General features: G+C 69.3%; 13 protein-coding genes. 6 read left to right on the top strand and 7 right to left on the bottom strand.

Annotated features, from left to right (window positions below; genetic code table 11):
* Window positions 1-84: 84 nt before the first annotated feature.
* From LNW73_RS10995 to LNW73_RS11020, 6 genes are all read right to left on the bottom strand, one after another.
* Complete coding sequence (locus LNW73_RS10995; protein WP_138351018.1) at window positions 85-825, bottom strand: ABC transporter permease; 741 nt, start codon at window positions 823-825, stop codon at window positions 85-87.
* Window positions 822-1,778: an ABC transporter ATP-binding protein gene (locus tag LNW73_RS11000; protein ID WP_250977560.1), complete on the bottom strand. Its 957-nt coding sequence runs from the start codon at window positions 1,776-1,778 to the stop codon at window positions 822-824. The genes LNW73_RS10995 and LNW73_RS11000 overlap by 4 nt, the downstream gene beginning before the upstream one ends.
* 116 nt (window positions 1,779-1,894) lie before the next feature.
* Window positions 1,895-3,970: a hypothetical protein gene (locus tag LNW73_RS11005; RefSeq protein ID WP_250977559.1), complete on the bottom strand. Its 2,076-nt coding sequence runs from the start codon at window positions 3,968-3,970 to the stop codon at window positions 1,895-1,897.
* 140 nt (window positions 3,971-4,110) lie between these two features.
* Entirely contained in the window at window positions 4,111-4,545 is a 435-nt protein-coding gene (locus tag LNW73_RS11010; RefSeq protein ID WP_250989790.1) for a DUF6113 family protein, read from the bottom strand.
* Window positions 4,542-5,420, bottom strand: a complete 879-nt coding sequence (mshB, locus tag LNW73_RS11015; protein ID WP_250977557.1) for an N-acetyl-1-D-myo-inositol-2-amino-2-deoxy-alpha-D-glucopyranoside deacetylase — start codon at window positions 5,418-5,420, stop codon at window positions 4,542-4,544. Before mshB ends, LNW73_RS11010 begins: the two co-directional genes overlap by 4 nt.
* Window positions 5,421-5,451: 31 nt before the next feature.
* On the bottom strand, window positions 5,452-5,646 hold the full coding sequence (locus LNW73_RS11020; RefSeq protein WP_138351021.1) for a hypothetical protein: 195 nt from the start codon (window positions 5,644-5,646) through the stop codon (window positions 5,452-5,454).
* 189 nt (window positions 5,647-5,835) lie between these two features.
* On the opposite strand from LNW73_RS11020, the gene LNW73_RS11025 reads away from it, so the two are divergent.
* Entirely contained in the window at window positions 5,836-7,956 is a 2,121-nt protein-coding gene (locus LNW73_RS11025) for a S9 family peptidase (RefSeq protein ID WP_250989791.1), read from the top strand.
* Between the two features lie 48 nt (window positions 7,957-8,004).
* On the opposite strand, the gene LNW73_RS11030 is transcribed toward LNW73_RS11025, so the two are convergent.
* Window positions 8,005-8,901 carry a hypothetical protein gene (locus tag LNW73_RS11030; RefSeq protein ID WP_250989792.1) on the bottom strand — a complete coding sequence of 299 codons (897 nt, stop codon included), beginning with the start codon at window positions 8,899-8,901 and terminating at the stop codon, window positions 8,005-8,007.
* Window positions 8,902-9,521: 620 nt separating this feature from the next.
* Between LNW73_RS11030 and LNW73_RS11035 the strand changes: the two genes are divergently transcribed.
* The 5 genes from LNW73_RS11035 to LNW73_RS11055 all read left to right on the top strand — a co-directional run bounded on the left by LNW73_RS11035 (window position 9,522) and on the right by LNW73_RS11055 (window position 15,744).
* Window positions 9,522-10,556 carry an ABC transporter permease gene (locus LNW73_RS11035; RefSeq protein ID WP_250989793.1) on the top strand — a complete coding sequence of 345 codons (1,035 nt, stop codon included), beginning with the start codon at window positions 9,522-9,524 and terminating at the stop codon, window positions 10,554-10,556.
* 103 nt (window positions 10,557-10,659) lie between these two features.
* Entirely contained in the window at window positions 10,660-12,450 is a 1,791-nt protein-coding gene (locus LNW73_RS11040; protein WP_250977553.1) for an ABC transporter substrate-binding protein, read from the top strand.
* A gap of 93 nt (window positions 12,451-12,543) precedes the next feature.
* On the top strand, window positions 12,544-13,521 hold the full coding sequence (locus LNW73_RS11045; RefSeq protein ID WP_250977552.1) for an ABC transporter permease: 978 nt from the start codon (window positions 12,544-12,546) through the stop codon (window positions 13,519-13,521).
* Between the two features lie 11 nt (window positions 13,522-13,532).
* Entirely contained in the window at window positions 13,533-14,594 is a 1,062-nt protein-coding gene (locus LNW73_RS11050) for an ABC transporter ATP-binding protein (RefSeq protein WP_250977551.1), read from the top strand.
* A 22-nt stretch (window positions 14,595-14,616) separates the two neighbouring features.
* The gene (locus LNW73_RS11055; RefSeq protein WP_250989794.1) at window positions 14,617-15,744 is read left to right on the top strand and encodes an ABC transporter ATP-binding protein; all 1,128 of its coding nucleotides are present in this window, start codon (window positions 14,617-14,619) and stop codon (window positions 15,742-15,744) included.
* Window positions 15,745-15,773: the final 29 nt, after the last annotated feature.

Here is a 15,773-nt window from a genome sequence, read left to right on the forward strand (position 1 = left end):
AGCTCCGCGCGCCACGGCGACCAGTTCTCTCGTCCGGCGCGGGCGCCGGCTGCGGACTGCATGGGCTTCACGGGCTTCACGGTGTCACGCCTTCTGGGTGTCCTTGCGGTACAGGTACGCCGCGCCGCCCGCGAAGACCAGCAGATAGACCAGCAGGATGGCGATGTCCTTCACATGCGGGGCGTCCCCGAGCTCCACGGCCTGGCCGAGCGCCGCGTAGGGGCGGGCCGGCAGGTACTGGGCGATGTTCTGCATCCACTGCGGGAAGGACGTGAAGGGCACCCAGAGGCCGCCCAGCAGCGCCAGCGCGAAGTAGGCGATCATCGAGATCGGCCGGGCGACATCGGCGGACGCGACATAGCCGATGGCCACCCCGAGCGCCGCGAAGACGAAGCTGCCGGCCCAGCTGCACAGCAGGATCGCGACCCACTGCCAGGCGTCCAGGCGCACCTGCTTCACGGCCGCGCCGACGATCATGACGAGCAGGATCGACGGCAGGCTGATGGTGGCCGCCGAGGCGATCTTCGCGGTGACGTAGCCGCGGCCGGGCAGCGCGGTCAGCCGCAGCTGGCGCACCCAGCCCTTCTCGCGCTCCCGGGCGATCCGCTCGGCGTTCCCCATCAGGACCGCCGTCATGGCGCCGAACGCGGACATCGCGACCATGAAGTACGCGACCGTCGACAGGTCCGTGCCGGGCAGCTTCGCCTTGGGGTCGGTGCCCGCCGTGATGATCAGGAAGAGCAGCGGCGGATAGATCACCGAGAAGAACATGAACTTCTTGTTGCGCAGGACGCGCAGGATCTCCAGCTTGATCAGAGTCTTCATCGCTCTTCCGCCTCCTCGGCGGATGCTGCGTCGGTGATGGCGAGGAACGCCTGCTCCAGGCCGAGGCCCGCGACTTCGAGATTGCGGGGGTAGAGCCCCAGGCCGTAGACCGCGTGCATCGTCGCGTCGGCGTCGTCGGAACGGATCCGGACGGTGGCCCCCGACACCTCGACGCCCACCAGGTGCGGCAGCGCCCTGAGCGCGGGCTCGTCGATCGCGCCCTGGAGGTCGAAGGTGATCCGGCGGGCACCGGCCCGCGCCTTGATCTCGGCGGCGGTGCCGTCGGCGATGAGCCGGCCGCGGTGCAGGACCAGGACGCGGTCCGCGATCGCGTCCGCCTCCTCCAGGTAGTGGGTGGCGAACAGCACCGTGCGGCCCTCGTCGACCCGGCGGCGCATCGTCGCCCAGAACGCCTGACGGGCGGTGACGTCCATCCCGACGGTCGGCTCGTCGAGCACGATCAGATCGTTGTCGCCGGCGGTGGCGAGCGCGAAGCGGACCCGCTGCTCCTGGCCGCCGGAGAGCTTGTTGACCTTGCGGTCGCCGATGTCGGTGATGTCGGCGGTGGCCAGCACCTCGTCCACCGGGTAGGCACGCGGGTGCAGCGCGCAGGCCAGGGAGATGATCTCCCGCACCGTCACGTCCTCCATGAGGCCGCCGCTCTGCAGCATCGCGCCGACCCGGCCCTGCGCGATGGCCTGCGCAGGGGTGGTGCCGAACACCTTGATGCTGCCGGAGTCGGGGTTGCGCAGCCCGAGGAGCAGATCGAGGGCCGAGGACTTGCCGGCCCCGTTGGGACCGAGCAGCGCCACGGTCTCGCCGGGGTGCAGGGTCAGGGTGAGGTCGGCGACAGCGTGCACAGGGCCGAAGCTCTTGTTCACGCCGCTGAAGCCGACCACGGGTTCGCCCGTGGCGGGCCCGTCGGTCGCGGTCTGTACGGCTGGTGCGGTCATGGCATCAGCTTCGCCGAGCGGCGGGCCCTCCCGGCAGTGCCGGACATCGTGTCTTCCGCATGACAGATGTCATGATCCGGACCGCTGCCGGGGGGCCAGGACGATACGACCTCGCGCTACTTCGCCACGTGCGGGATCACCACGGTCTTCTTGGACTGGTCCGACGAGTTCAGCGCCGGCAGCATCGCGTCGGCGACGTCCTTCGGGGTGACGGCGGTCTTCGTGCCGTTGTCCCGCACGATGAGCACGCCGCTGAACGCCTTGCCGTACAGGTCCTTGAGGACGGCCAGGTCGAAGGACGGCTGGAGCTTGCCGTCGGCGTCCGCGACCATCGTCAGGAACTTGGGCAGCGACTTGTTCGGGCCGAACGGGACCTTGTGCGAGCCGTCGGCCTTCACGGTGACGATCCCGGCCATCGCGGACTTCCCGAAGCCGGCGATGGCCTCGTCGATCTGGGCCTGGGTGACCTTCGGCTGCACGGTCGTGGCGGTCAGTTCCACCGGCTGGTCCCGGCCCGTCTCGGCGCGGGTCCGGTACGCCTCGCTGACCTTCTTCATCGAGCCGTTGACGTCGACGGCCTGCCGCGGGCTGCCGGGTACGCCGACGGCCTTGCCGCTGACGAACTTCACCATGCCCTCGGCACCGGATCCGCCGGCCGCCTGCTGCGACAGGTTCTGCAGCGCGGACTTCAGCTTCTCGTCGTCCTCGACCAGCACCGGTTCGGCCGGCCGCGCTCCGCCGAGGAGCGAGCCGATCACCGAGACCGGGTTGTAGTCGGTGTGCGCGACGGAACGGACGGTGGCCAGGTTGTCGATGGAGAGGCCGGCCACCGAGGGCTTGAGCTCCAGCGTCCGGGCGCCGATCTTCACCTTGATCGGTGCCGTGATGCGGTTGCCGAGCTTCGCGTCGAGCGTCTTGACGGCTTCGTCGCGCGACTTCCCGCCGATGTCGACACCGAGGACGGTGGTGCCCTTGGGCACTTCCGCGTGGTTCATCAGCAGACCCGCGCCGTAGGCGATGCCCGCGAGGAAGACCAGGAGGCCACCCGCCAATATCACCTTGGAGCGGCCCTTGGGCTTCGCCGGCGTGCTGTCCGCCTCGAAGCGGTACGAGTCCTCGCCGGCGGCCGGCGGCTTGGGCGTCCTGGGGCCGGCGGGCACCGTCGGGATGCCGCTGACCAGCGTGTCACCCGACACGCGCCCACCGGGAGCACCCGGGGCGGCGGGAGCACCGGGCCCGGGGACGCCGGGGGCGGGCCGGCCCGCGAGGGGCAGCCGCGCGGCGCCGGTCACCGGACCGGTGGTCGGTCCCGCCGGTCCCTGCGGGCCCTGGCCGGCGGGCGGCTGGTAGGCGGGGAATGGCATGGTGCGGTCGCCCTCGCCGGGCGCTCCGCCCGGCCCGAACGGCGGGCCGTTGAACGCCGGGTCGGCGAAGCCGGGATCACGGTAGGACGGGTCGCTGAACGCCGGGTCCTGCGGGGCCAGCGGGTTCGAGCCGGGCCACGGGGTGTCGTCCGCGTTCCCGGGGAAGGAGCCCGCGCCGCCGAGCGGTGTGCCCATCGGCGGCGCCAGATACGGGCCCGCCGTCGGCTGTCCGGCGGCCGGCCGGCCGCCGGCGTCGGGACGGGACCCCGGCCGGGGGTCGCGGCCGTCGTCGGGGAACTGCAGTCCCGCCACGTTGATCGGCTGGGTGCTGTCCGCTGCCGGAGGCGGCGTCGGACCCGGTGCGGGGGACGGCGCGGGAGCGGCCGCCGACGACTTCCGGGGGGCGAACCAGTCGCTGGTCCGCTCCGGCCCGGGGGCCTCGTCCGGCTCCGGCTCCCCGGCCGGCTCGGCGGCGGGCGCCGGCCCCGGCACGGCGTTCCAACTGGAAGCGGGGCGGCCCGGGTCGGGGTCGCCGGACGGTTCCGCGGGAGTGCGGTCCTCGACGGGGGTGCGCATGACCAGCGGCGGAATCGGCCGGGATCCGGGGATGTTGATCCGGATCCGGGTGGTCATCGTGGTCTCGGTCCTGGGCTCCTCGGCGGCCGGCGGCACCGGCGCTTCGGGCGTGGCGTCGCCGTCCTGCGACCCCTCCTGCGGGTGCAGCGACGGAAACGGGCGGGTTCCGTACGGCGGGGTCCCCGACGGGTACGCGGCCCCGCCGCGACCCCCCTGGTTCCCGGAGGACGAACTGTCAGTTTCACGACTCAAAGCAGGCTCTCCCGGTTAGCTTCGCCACCTCACGGCCATCCTCAGGCGGCTCGCCAGCGCGCACCACCATACTGGGCGGCGCCGGAGCGATCCCCGTGACCGGTGGAACGCTCGCTCCTCAGCACACCACGGACAGCGGGTCAGCCGCCAAGTCGGGCGTCATTAGCCCCGGATGAGGGCAATTGCGGCAAAGTGGAGCAGACCACTCCCGCGAGCGCTCCCCCCAACAGGTAGATGTACGGGCCGATGCCGGCCGCGAAGAGGAAGTCGCCCTCGGGCCGAGCGGAGCTCAGCAGCATCACGGTGATGAGCCACACGACGCCCGGCACCACCGCCCCCAACCGGGTGCCGGTGAGCTTCACCCCGCCGTAGAACAGCCCCGCGACTCCCGCCAGCGCGAGCAGCAGCCCGCCAGGGAACCAGCCGTCCTGGACCAGCGCGCCCGCCCCGCCGACCAGCGCGGCGAGCACCCCGAGCACGAAGTACGACACGATCCGGGCCGTGCCGCCCATCCCCGCGCGCCCCGCCGCTTCCCCGGCCTGTTTGCCCGCACGCGGCGTCGTGGCCGGACTCATACCCGCACCCCGGCGAACAGGTCGTCCTCGCGCTCCGCGCCCGCGGTCCCCTGCGCCAGCAGGTAGTACTCGGTGGGGAACAGCGGCTGCCCGAGGTCGTTGGAGAGGGCGAAGAACGGGCCGTCCACCACGATCTGGGTGAAGTGGGCGCGCATCGCCGCGGCCTTGCGCTCCCCGTACGCGGTCCCGCCGATCGCCGCCGTCACCTTCGCGTCGTCGACCACACCCGGTACGTCGTCGACCGAGGCGATCCCCTCGAACGGGCCCCCCTCACTGGAAAGCAGGGCCTTCCCGGCCGCCCTGAGGGCCGCGAAGCCCTCCTCGACCACGGAGCGCGGTACGCAGTTCCAGTAGATCTTCTCGACGCCGTGGCCCTCGGCCGCGGCCAGCTCGGCCGCGCGCATCGCGACGCGGTGCGCCTGGATGTGGTCGGGGTGCCCGTAGCCGCCGTTCGGGTCGTAGCCGATCAGGACCTGCGGCCGGATCTCCCGGATGACCTCCACGAGCTGGCCGGCGGCCTCGTCCAGGTCGGCCTGCCAGAAGCAGTCCGGGTTCTCGTTCTGGACGACGCCCATCATCCCGGAGTCGCGGTAGCGGCCGGGCCCGCCCAGGAAGCGGTGATCGGTGACCCCGAGCTCCTTCATCGCCTCGGCGAGCTCTCCGATGCGATGCCGGCCGAGGGTGTCGTCGCGGTCCGCGGCCAGATGCGCGAGATCGGTCGGGATGACCTCGCCCTCTTCGCCGAGAGTGCAGGTCACGAGGGTGACATGGGCGCCTTCGGCCGCGTACTTGGCCATCGTCGCGCCATTGTTGATCGACTCGTCGTCCGGGTGCGCATGGACGAGCAGCAGCCGCCTGGGAGGGAGATCGCTCATGGGGAGAGCGTAACGACCCGGGGTGTGCCCCTCAGAACTTGAAGCCCCCGATCATGCCCGCGACGCTCGTCGTCAGCTGCTGGATCGTCGGGGCCACGGAGGAGCTCGCCAAGTAGAAGCCGAGCAGCGTGCAGACCACCGCGTGACCGCCTTTGAGCCCAGACTTCTTGACCAGCAGGGCCACGACGATCAGCAGCAGCAGCACCGCCGAAATCGATAGCGCCACAACGGCTCACCTCCCAGGTACGCAGGGGCACGACACTTGCCAGTTGCTACTAACCCTTACCCACACACGGCAACTGATCATAACTTTCCGTGCCACCGCATATCTCGGTGCACGGAAGCACGCGGGGGCGCATAGCCGGTTTTCCGCCAGACCCGCTGAGCGCCGGTACGGGCCTCTAGGGTCGGTGGCATGACTGAAGAGCTCTCGTTTCCCCGTCAGCACGCCCGGACGCAGCGCTTCTCGCTGGGCTCGCCCCGGGCGTTCACCGTCTCGCCGGACGGGGAGCGCGTGGCGTTCCTGCGGTCCCGGTCGGGGACCGACGCGTCGAATCTGCTGTGGATCCTCGATCCGGCATCCGGTCAGGAGCGGATCGCCGCGGATCCGGCGGCGCTGCTGGCGGGGGCCGGCGAGGAGCTCTCCGCGCAGGAGCGGGCGCGGCGGGAGCGCAGCCGTGAGGGGTCGTCCGGGGTGGTCGGTTATGCGGTGGACCGGGCCGTGGAACTGGCGGCGTTCGCGCTCTCCGGGCGGCTGTTCGTGGCCGAGCTGCGGGCCGGGACGGCGCGCGAGCTGACCACCGCGGGCCCCGTCGTCGACCCCCGGCCGTCGCCCGACGGGCGCCGGGTGGCGTACGTCGCGGGAGGCGCGCTCCGGGTCGTCGACGCGGACGGCGGCAACGACCGGGCGCTCGCGGAGCCGGACGGCGACGAGGTGACGTGGGGGCTGGCGGAGTTCATCGCGCAGGAGGAGATGGCCCGCAGCCGCGGCTTCTGGTGGGCGCCGGACGGTGAGCGGCTGCTGGCCGCCCGGGTCGACGAGAGCCCCGTACAGCGCTGGTGGATCGCCGACCCGGCCCATCCGGGCCGCCGCCCGGCCGAGATCGCCTATCCGGCGGCCGGTACGGCCAACGCGGTGGTGACGCTGGCGCTGGTCGGCCTCGACGGTTCCCGGGTGGACGTGGAGTGGGACCGGGAGCGCTACCCGTATCTCGCGCAGGTGCACTGGTCGGCGGCGGGACCGCCCGTCCTGCTCGTGCAGGCCCGTGACCAGCGCAGTCAGCTCTTCCTCAGCATCGACACCGACTCCGGCCACACCCACCCGGTGCACGCGGAGGAAGATCAGGATTGGCTTGATCTTTTCCCCGGGGTGCCGGCCTGGACGCCGGACGGGAAGCTGGTCCGGATCGCCGAGGAGGCCGGGGCGCGCGTCCTGGTCGTCGGCGACCGGCCGCTGACCGGCGCGCAGCTGCACATCAGGGCGGTGCTCGACATCACCGCGGACGACGTCCTCGTCTCGGCGTCGGCCGGTGCCGCGGCGGACACCCCCGAGATCGGCGAGATCCACGTCTACCGGGTGGGCGGACACGGCGTCACCCGCGTCTCGGACGAGCCGGGCGTGCACTCCGCGGTCCGCTCCGGGTCCCTGACGGTGCTCAGCTCGGCGACGCTGGAGACCACCGGCGCCCGGGTGCGGGTCCTGCGGGACGACAAGCCGGCCGCCGTCATCACCTCGTACGCCCAGCAGCCCGCGCTGCGGGCGGTCGTCCGGCTGACCGAGGCGGGCGACCGCCGGATCCCGGCGGCGGTCCTGCTGCCGACCGGATACCGGGAGGGCGACGGGCCGCTGCCGGTGCTCATGGACCCGTACGGCGGGCCGCACGGCCAGCGCGTGGTGTCCGCCCACAACGCCCACCTGGTCTCGCAGTGGTTCGCCGACCAGGGCTTCGCGGTGATCGTCGCGGACGGCCGCGGCACCCCCGGCCGCTCCCCCGCCTGGGAGAAGTCCGTCGTCGGCAATCTCGCCGGGATCACGCTGGACGACCAGGTCGACGCGCTGCACGCGCTGGCCGGCACGTACCCGCTGGACCTGGACCGGGTCGGCATCCGCGGCTGGTCGTACGGCGGCTATCTCTCCGCGCTCGCCGTGCTGCGCCGCCCCGACGTCTTCCACGCGGGCGTCGTCGGCGCGCCGGTCACCGATCTGCGGCTCTACGACACCCACTACCAGGAGCGCTACCTCGGCCACCCGGACGAGCACCCCGAGGTGTACGCCGCCAACTCCCTCGTCACCGACGAGGGGTTGTCGGGCGCTGCGGACCAGGTCCGGCCGATGATGATCATCCACGGTCTCGCGGACGACAACGTCCTGGTGGCGCACTCGCTGCGGCTGTCCTCCGCGCTGCTGGCGGCGGGCCGCCCGCACGAGGTGCTGCCGCTCTCCGGGGTCACGCACATGACCCCGCAGGAGGAGGTCGCGGAGAACCTGCTGCTGCTCCAGGTGGCGTTCCTCAAGCGGACGTTGGGCGTCGCGTAGTACCTGACGTCAGCCGCCGGCCGCGACCCGCGCCCGCAGTCCCGCCCGCTACCGGCCGGGCGGTGCCTGCGGGCGCGGTGGCGTGTTCGGCGGGTACTCCGGCGGGAGCGGCGGCGGGCCGCCGAACGGCGACTGGCCGTACGGGGCGTCGTTGTACGGGGCGGGGGCCGGCGGTGCGCCCCAGGCGCCGTACTGACCGCCGGGTGCCCCCCAGGCGGGCACTACGGGCGGACGGTAGGTGCCGCGCAGCGCGAGCAGCAGGATGATCAGGAGTCCCGCGACGACCTCCACGACGGAGGTGAGCTGCTGCAGGGTGTCGGTGGTGTCCAGGTCGCCGAACTCGAAGAGCATCTTCTGCTTGGCGTAGAGGTCCAGCGTGAACACCGCGTAGACGGCCAGCAGCCACCCCAGTGCCATGCCCAGCGGGCGCGCGACCGGCTTCCGGGCGAACGCCTGCACCGCGGTGACCATGCACAGCACGATCACCACCCAGTCGACCCAGAAACCCGGTGGGGCGAGCAGCACGCCGGAGGGCTGCTTCCCGGTGAACTGGCGCCAGTACGAGAACGGCCCCATGCGGTCCGAGGTGAAGTGCTGGATGTAGTACGCCTCCCAGGCCAGCGATGCCAGCGCGAGGAAGATCAGCAGCAGCCCGCCGAAGATCGCGGGTCCGGTACGCGGCGGAGCGGGCGGCTCACCGTCGGCCGGTGAGACGACCGGGCGGCGTCCGGCGGCCGCGACGACGATGAGCGCCACGCCGGCGAGGACCGCACCGATCGCGGTGAACAGCGCCCGGTCCCGCAGGTGAAGACCCCTGGTTTCGTCCTCGGTCATGATCCACAGCAGCGGGAGCCGGAAGGACAGCGTGAGCACTCCGGCGGTCACGAAGGCGCCCGAGGCGATCGGTTTTGCGGCCGCCAGCAGGGCGCCCAGATAAACGATCACCAGAATCACGTCGGTCAGGGACGTGCCGAGCGGTGCATGCTCCTGACCGGGGAAAATCCGTCCGATCCAGGTCAGAAATGTGTCTTTGACGCCCACATTGCCGATGTCCCGGCCGATCCAAATGATCTCTGCAGCAATGAGAACGACACAAATGATCCCGCCCGCGGCCCGCGCTCCCCGCGCCAGCACATTGCCCTGATTCAAGGCCATCTCCCCCAGGCACACCGTTCCCATAGATATACCCGTACATCAGGGAGGGGAACAGGCTTTCCCCGAACGGCAATCGGCCGGGGCACCCGCAGGCGTCCCGGCCGGTCCACGGCACCCGCACGGCCGTACGCTGTCCAGAGTGCTACGTCCGTATATCGGTGTTGCGACAGTCAAGTTGCTTACGTGTAAACGCGTTTGATCCGCAAAGATACCCAAATGCCGTCCGAAAAGGATCATTGTCAAGCACGCGGGCGCGGCAATCTGCACAATCTTCGCTCAAGAAGAGCCCATGCGCAGTTTCTTCCCCCGCCACCCCCTTGACTGGAGGATGAATCCATTGCCAAAGTCCGCTCAACCCGCGACGAAGTTTTCAGTCGCGACGACAGACTCCTGGTGTGGGGGCATTCGTTATGACGAGTCAAACCCAGGCCGTGGTCACGGACGCCGATGACGGCTCCATCGACCCGGCGGCTCAGACCCAGGGCCTGGGCAAACAGGCCGGCGACATCGTCGGCTTCTCCCCCGGCCAACTCATGTGGCGGCGCTTCAAACGCGACCGTACCGGAGTCATCTCCGCGTTCGTAGTCATTTTCTTCTTCGCCATCGCGATCCTGGCGCCGGTGATCTCCAAGCTCTACGGCAAGGACCCCTACACCCTCTACGGGCAGAACAACTCCGACCTGCTCAACGAGTTCGGGTACCCGGTGGCGCCCAACGGCGGGGTGAGCAGCAGCTTCTGGTTCGGCATCGAGCCGGGACTCGGCCGCGACGTCTTCACCCAGCTGCTGTACGGGATCCGCACCTCGCTGTTCATCAGCGTCGCGGTCACCCTGGCCACGGTGACGACCGCCATCCTGCTCGGCATCACCTCCGGCTACCTCGGCGGCCGGGCCGACTACTTCATCGGCCGCATCTCCGACCTGCTGCTGGCGTTCCCGTCGCAGCTGTTCTTCGTGGCCTTCATGCCGATCGTGGTGGCGATCTTCGTCGATCCGCAGGACGAGACGCCCACCTATCTGCGCGTCACCGCACTGATCGCCGTCCAGTGGTTCCTCGGCTGGATGGGCCTCTCCCGCATCCTGCGCGGCCAGGTACTCAGCCTGCGCGAACGGGAGTTCATCGAGGCGGCCAAGGTCACCGGTGCGTCGTCGTGGCGCATCGTCCGCCGCGAGCTGCTGCCGAACCTGGTCACGCCGATCCTGGTGCAGGCCACCTTCATGCTTCCCGGTTTCGTGACCGCGGAGGCCGGTCTCTCCTTCCTGGGCGTCGGCATCATCGAGCCCACGCCGGACTGGGGCCGGATGTTCGCCAAGGGTGGTGACATCGCCCAGAACGACATCACCTACATGTTCTTCCCCGGCATCGCCATGGTGATCTTCATCGTCGCGTTCAACCTGCTCGGGGACTCGGTCCGGGATGCGTTCGACCCGAAATCGGGACGCTGAAGCCGTACCGCGGGGGCGCACCGCCGCCCCAGCACCGGATGAGTCAGTCAGCACAACAGCCATCGACGAACAGGTAGGTGTAGAGACAGCTATGACGGTCTACATGCGTAGAACGAAGGCCACCCTGGTGGCCGTGGCGGCGGGCGCGCTGATGCTCACCGCGTGCAGCAGCGGCGGCGGCGGTACGAGCAAGAACGACACCAAGGACAAGCAGGACCAGAACGCGAAGCAGCAGCAGTCCCAGATCACCTTCGGTGACGCCGCCGCCTCCTCGGGTCCCGCAGAAGAGGTACCGGGGGCCAAGCCCGGCGGCACGCTGCACGCCCTGGAGCGCGACAGCTTCACCCACCTCGACCCGGGCCAGATCTACGTCAGCAACGAGGGCCAGCTCGCCACCCTCCTGCACCGCGGCCTGACGACGTACAAGCTCGACAGCAAGGGCAAGTACAGCGTCGTCGGCGACCTCGCCACCGACAGCGGCAAGGAGACCGACGCCGGCAAGACCTGGACGTACACGCTCAAGGACGGCATCAAGTTCGAGGACGGCACGCCGATCACCTCGAAGGACATCCGCTGGTCGGTGGAGCGGCTGTTCGCGCCGTTCATCACCAACGGCCCGGCCTACCTGCAGCAGTGGCTCGCCAACACCGCCGGCTCCGACTACCGCAAGCTGCTCCCGGACGGCCCGTACAAGGGCGCGCACCTGCCGGACTCGCTGCTGCAGACCCCGGACGCCAAGACCATCGTCTTCCACTTCCCGACGGCGCAGCCGGACACCCCGTACCTGATGGCCATGGCGGGCTACGCGGTGGTCGACTCCGCGAAGGACACCAAGGAGAAGTACGACAAGGCGCCGGTCGCGTCGGGTCCGTACAGGATCAAGTCCTTCGAGAGCGGCAAGTCCATGACGCTCGTGAAGAACACCAACTGGGACCCGAAGACCGACCCGGCGCGCCACCAGTACGTCGACACCTTCGACATCACGTTCAACCACCAGGCACCGGACTCCACCAAGCGCCTGATGTCGGACGCCGGTGAGAACCAGACGTCGCTGAGCTTCGCGAACGCCGTGGACACCAAGAGCACCCCGACCGTCGTCGGAACCGCTTCGATCTTCAAGCGCACGGTCTCCGGCTACCAGCCGTTCGTGGGCCAGATCAACTTCAACATGAAGAAGATCACCGACCTCCAGGTCCGCAAGGCGCTCGCACTGGCCATCCCGACCAAGCCGGTCTGGCAGGCCCTCGGTGCCTCGTACGGCGCGGAGTACGCGGGCGGCTACATCAGCCCGACCCTCGCCGGGTACCAGAAGAGCGACCCGCTGGGCAAGGTCGCCAAGCCCGACGGTGACCAGGTCGCCGCGAAGAAGATCCTCACCGACGCGGGCAAGCTCAACACCAAGATCACGTACGCGTACATCAACACCGCCGCGGGCCAGGAGTACTCGGTCGCCATCGCGGACGCGCTCAAGAAGGCCGGCTTCGACGTCCAGCGCAAGGACCTGCCGTCCGACACGTACTACGACCTGATCGGCAAGGTCGACAACCCCTACGACATCTACGCGAGCGCGTGGGGCGCCGACTGGCCGAGCACCCTGACCGTCATCCCGCCGGTCTTCGACGGCCGCACGATCGCCGACCAGGCGCCGAACTACTCACACGTCAACGACCCCAAGATCAACTCGGATATCGACCGCATCAAGGCGATCACCGACCCCAAGCAGGCCGCTGACGAGTGGTTCAAGCTCAACACCTACATCACCACCGAGGTGATCCCGGGTGTCCCGACGGTCTTCTACAAGCAGCTCCAGCTCTTCGGCTCCAAGGTCGGCGGCGTCGTCTACAACAACGTCACCTCCGGCATCGACCTGACGAAGCTCTTCGTCAACCAGTAAGCACCGCAGACGCCTTCCGGCGGGACCGGGGTCCCGGTCCCGCCGGCGGGCGGCACAGCCCACCGCCGCCGTCCTCTGAGAGCTGCGACTGTCATGCTTCGATTCCTCGTACGCCGGACGCTCGGCGCGCTAGTCATCCTGCTCTTCATCAGCGCCTTCACCTACTTCCTGTTCTTCGCGATCCCGCACGACCCGGCACTGCTGTCGTGCGGCAAGAACTGCACCCCCGACAACATCGCGCTGATCCACAAGAACCTCGGTCTCGACAAGCCGATCCCCGTCCAGTACTTCAACTACATGGTGGGGATCTTCGCGGGACGGCACTTCAGCGTCGGCGACTGCTCGGCCCCCTGCTTCGGCTACTCGTTCGCCAACTCGGACCCGGTCTGGCCGACCATCCTCAACCGCTTCCCGCTCACGCTCTCGCTGGCAGCGGGCGGCATCGTGGTCTTCCTGCTCGTCGGCCTCGGCGCCGGCATGCTGGCGGCCTGGCGGCGCGGCACCTTCATCGACAAGTTCTTCAGCTCGGTGTCGCTGGTGCTCAGCTCGATGCAGATCTACTTCGTCGGCCCGATCGTGCTGGCCCTGCTGGTCTACAACAACCAGATCATGGACCAGCCCAAGTACGTCCCGATCAGCGAGGATCCCATCGGCTGGTTCAGCGGGCTGCTCATCCCCTGGTGCGTGCTGTCGATCATCTTCACCGCCGGCTACACGCGTATGTCGCGGTCCACGATGATCGACCAGCTGCAGGAGGAACACGTCCGCACCGCCCGCGCCAAGGGCATGTCGAGCCGCTATGTGTTCTTCCGGTACGCGTGGCGCGGCTCGCTGATCCCGATCGTCACCATGCTGGGCCTGGACATCGGCACCCTGCTGGGCGGCGCGATGATCACCGAGTTCACCTTCTCGCTCGCCGGCATCGGACGGCTGGCCGTGGACTCGGTGCTCAGGACGGACCTGCCGATGCTGATGGGCGTGATGCTGTTCAGCGCCGCCCTGATCGTCCTGTTCAACATCATCGTGGACGCCGCCTACGCGTTCATCGACCCGCGCGTGCGCCTCTCCTAGGAGCCCCGTCAGTGACCACCATGACCAAGACCGAGGGAGAACCGGCCCTGCCCGGGACCGATCCGTTCCTCTCCGTGCGTGATCTGCATGTGCGGTTCTCCACCGAGGACGGCATCGTGAAGGCCGTCGACGGGCTCTCCTTCGACCTCGAACGCGGCAAGACGCTGGGCATCGTCGGCGAGTCGGGCTCCGGGAAGTCCGTGACGAACCTGACGGTGCTCGGGCTGCACAACCCGATGAGCACCACCGTCACCGGCGAGATCCTGCTGGACGGACAGGAGCTGACCGGGGCGAGCAACCGCACCCTGGAGAAGCTGCGCGGCAACAAGATGGCGATGATCTTCCAGGATCCGCTGACGGCGCTCTCGCCTTACTACACGGTGGGGCGGCAGATCGCCGAGCCGTTCATGAAGCACACCGGCGCGAGCAAGCGCGAGGGCCGGGCGAAGGCCATCGAGATGCTGGAGAAGGTCGGCATCCCGCAGCCGAAGACCCGGGTGGACGACTATCCGCACCAGTTCTCCGGCGGTATGCGGCAGCGCGCGATGATCGCGATGTCGCTGATCTGCAATCCGGACCTGCTCATCGCGGACGAGCCGACCACCGCACTCGACGTGACCGTCCAGGCGCAGATCCTGGACCTGCTCAAGGACCTCCAGCAGGAGTTCGGCTCGGCGATCATCCTGATCACCCACGACCTGGGGGTCGTCTCCAAGATCGCGGACGATCTGCTGGTGATGTACGCGGGCCGGGCCGTGGAGCGCGGCTCGGTGCGGGAGGTCATCAAGTCCCCCCAGCACCCGTACACCTGGGGTCTGCTCAGCTCGATGCCGCGGCTGTCCTCGGACGTCAACGAACCGCTGAGCCCGATCCCCGGCACCCCGCCGAGCCTGCTCAATCCACCGACCGGCTGCGCGTTCCACCCCCGGTGCGAGTTCACCGGGCTGGTCGGCGGTACGCGCTGCGGCACCGACCGCCCGGACCTGCCGGCGGGCCGGGGGTCCGCCTGTCATCTGACCGCAGAGCAGAAGCAGTCCGTATTCATCGAGAAGATTCAGCCCCGGCTGGGCTGACCGGTCATCTGGGGCGAGCATCATGAGCAACGACACCACCATCACCAAGGCCGACGCGGTCCCTTCACCGCGCGACGGCGCCTCGGGAGAGGCACTGCTCGAAGTCACCGGCCTCACCAAGCACTTCCCGATCCACGCCGGTTTTCCGTTCAAACACAAGGTCGGCGCGGTCCAGGCGGTCGACGGTATCGATCTGACCATCCACACCGGTGAGAGTTTCGGTCTGGTCGGTGAGTCCGGCTGCGGCAAATCCACCACCGGCCGGCTGATCACCCGGCTGCTCGAACCGACGGGCGGAAAGATCTCCTATCGGGGCCGGGACATCACCCGTGCCTCCCGCAAGGAGATGATGCCGGTCCGCTCGGAAATTCAGATGATCTTCCAGGACCCGTACTCGTCGCTCAATCCGCGGCAGACGGTGGGAACGATCATCGGCGGCCCGATGGAGATCAACCACATCAATCCGCCCGGTGGCCGCGAACAGCGGGTCCGGGAACTGCTGGAGACCGTCGGACTCAATCCCGAGCACTACAACCGCTTTCCGCATGAATTCTCCGGCGGCCAGCGGCAGCGCATCGGCGTCGCCCGCGCTCTCGCCCTGGAACCGAAACTCATCGTGGCCGACGAACCCGTCTCGGCCCTCGATGTCTCGATCCAGGCGCAGGTCGTCAACCTGCTGCAGAAGGTCCAGGCGGAAATGGGGATCGCGTTCCTCTTCATCGCCCATGACCTGGCCATCGTGCGGCACTTCACCCAGCGGGTCGCGGTGATGTACCTCGGCAAGATCGTCGAGGTCGGCGACCGGGACTCGATCTACAACCGGCCCCGCCACCCGTACACGCACGCCCTGCTCTCGGCGGTCCCCGAGGTCGACATCGACGGGGAGGACCGGGAGCGCATCCGGCTGGCCGGCGACGTCCCGTCCCCGATCAACCCGCCGTCGGGCTGCCGGTTCCGTACGCGCTGCTGGAAGGCGCGCGATGTGTGCGCCTCGGAGGAACCACCGCTGATCCAGCTCGGCGGCAACCGGGACGGCCACCTCACGGCGTGCCACTTCCCCGAAGAACCGACGATCGCGGCAAGGGAAGAGGACATCATCCTCGACCCGGCGCTGGCCGCGATCGAGGGGGCGGCCGAAAAGACCCTTTGACCCGGGCTCCCGTCCTCCGTTCGGCCCGC

The organism is Streptomyces sp. RKAG337 (assembly GCF_023701715.1).
Taxonomy (GTDB): domain Bacteria; phylum Actinomycetota; class Actinomycetes; order Streptomycetales; family Streptomycetaceae; genus Actinacidiphila.

Bases quoted from the DNA above. Each gene is read 5' to 3' on its own strand.
- LNW73_RS10995 (WP_138351018.1), bottom strand. From the start codon at position 825: ATGAAGACTCTGATCAAGCTGGAGATCCTGCGCGTCCTGCGCAACAAG.
- LNW73_RS11000 (WP_250977560.1), bottom strand. From the start codon at position 1,778: ATGACCGCACCAGCCGTACAGACCGCGACCGACGGGCCCGCCACGGGC.
- LNW73_RS11010 (WP_250989790.1), bottom strand. From the start codon at position 4,545: ATGAGTCCGGCCACGACGCCGCGTGCGGGCAAACAGGCCGGGGAAGCG.
- mshB (WP_250977557.1), bottom strand. From the start codon at position 5,420: ATGAGCGATCTCCCTCCCAGGCGGCTGCTGCTCGTCCATGCGCACCCG.
- LNW73_RS11025 (WP_250989791.1), top strand. From the start codon at position 5,836: ATGACTGAAGAGCTCTCGTTTCCCCGTCAGCACGCCCGGACGCAGCGC.
- LNW73_RS11035 (WP_250989793.1), top strand. From the start codon at position 9,522: ATGACGAGTCAAACCCAGGCCGTGGTCACGGACGCCGATGACGGCTCC.
- LNW73_RS11040 (WP_250977553.1), top strand. From the start codon at position 10,660: ATGCGTAGAACGAAGGCCACCCTGGTGGCCGTGGCGGCGGGCGCGCTG.
- LNW73_RS11045 (WP_250977552.1), top strand. From the start codon at position 12,544: ATGCTTCGATTCCTCGTACGCCGGACGCTCGGCGCGCTAGTCATCCTG.
- LNW73_RS11055 (WP_250989794.1), top strand. From the start codon at position 14,617: ATGAGCAACGACACCACCATCACCAAGGCCGACGCGGTCCCTTCACCG.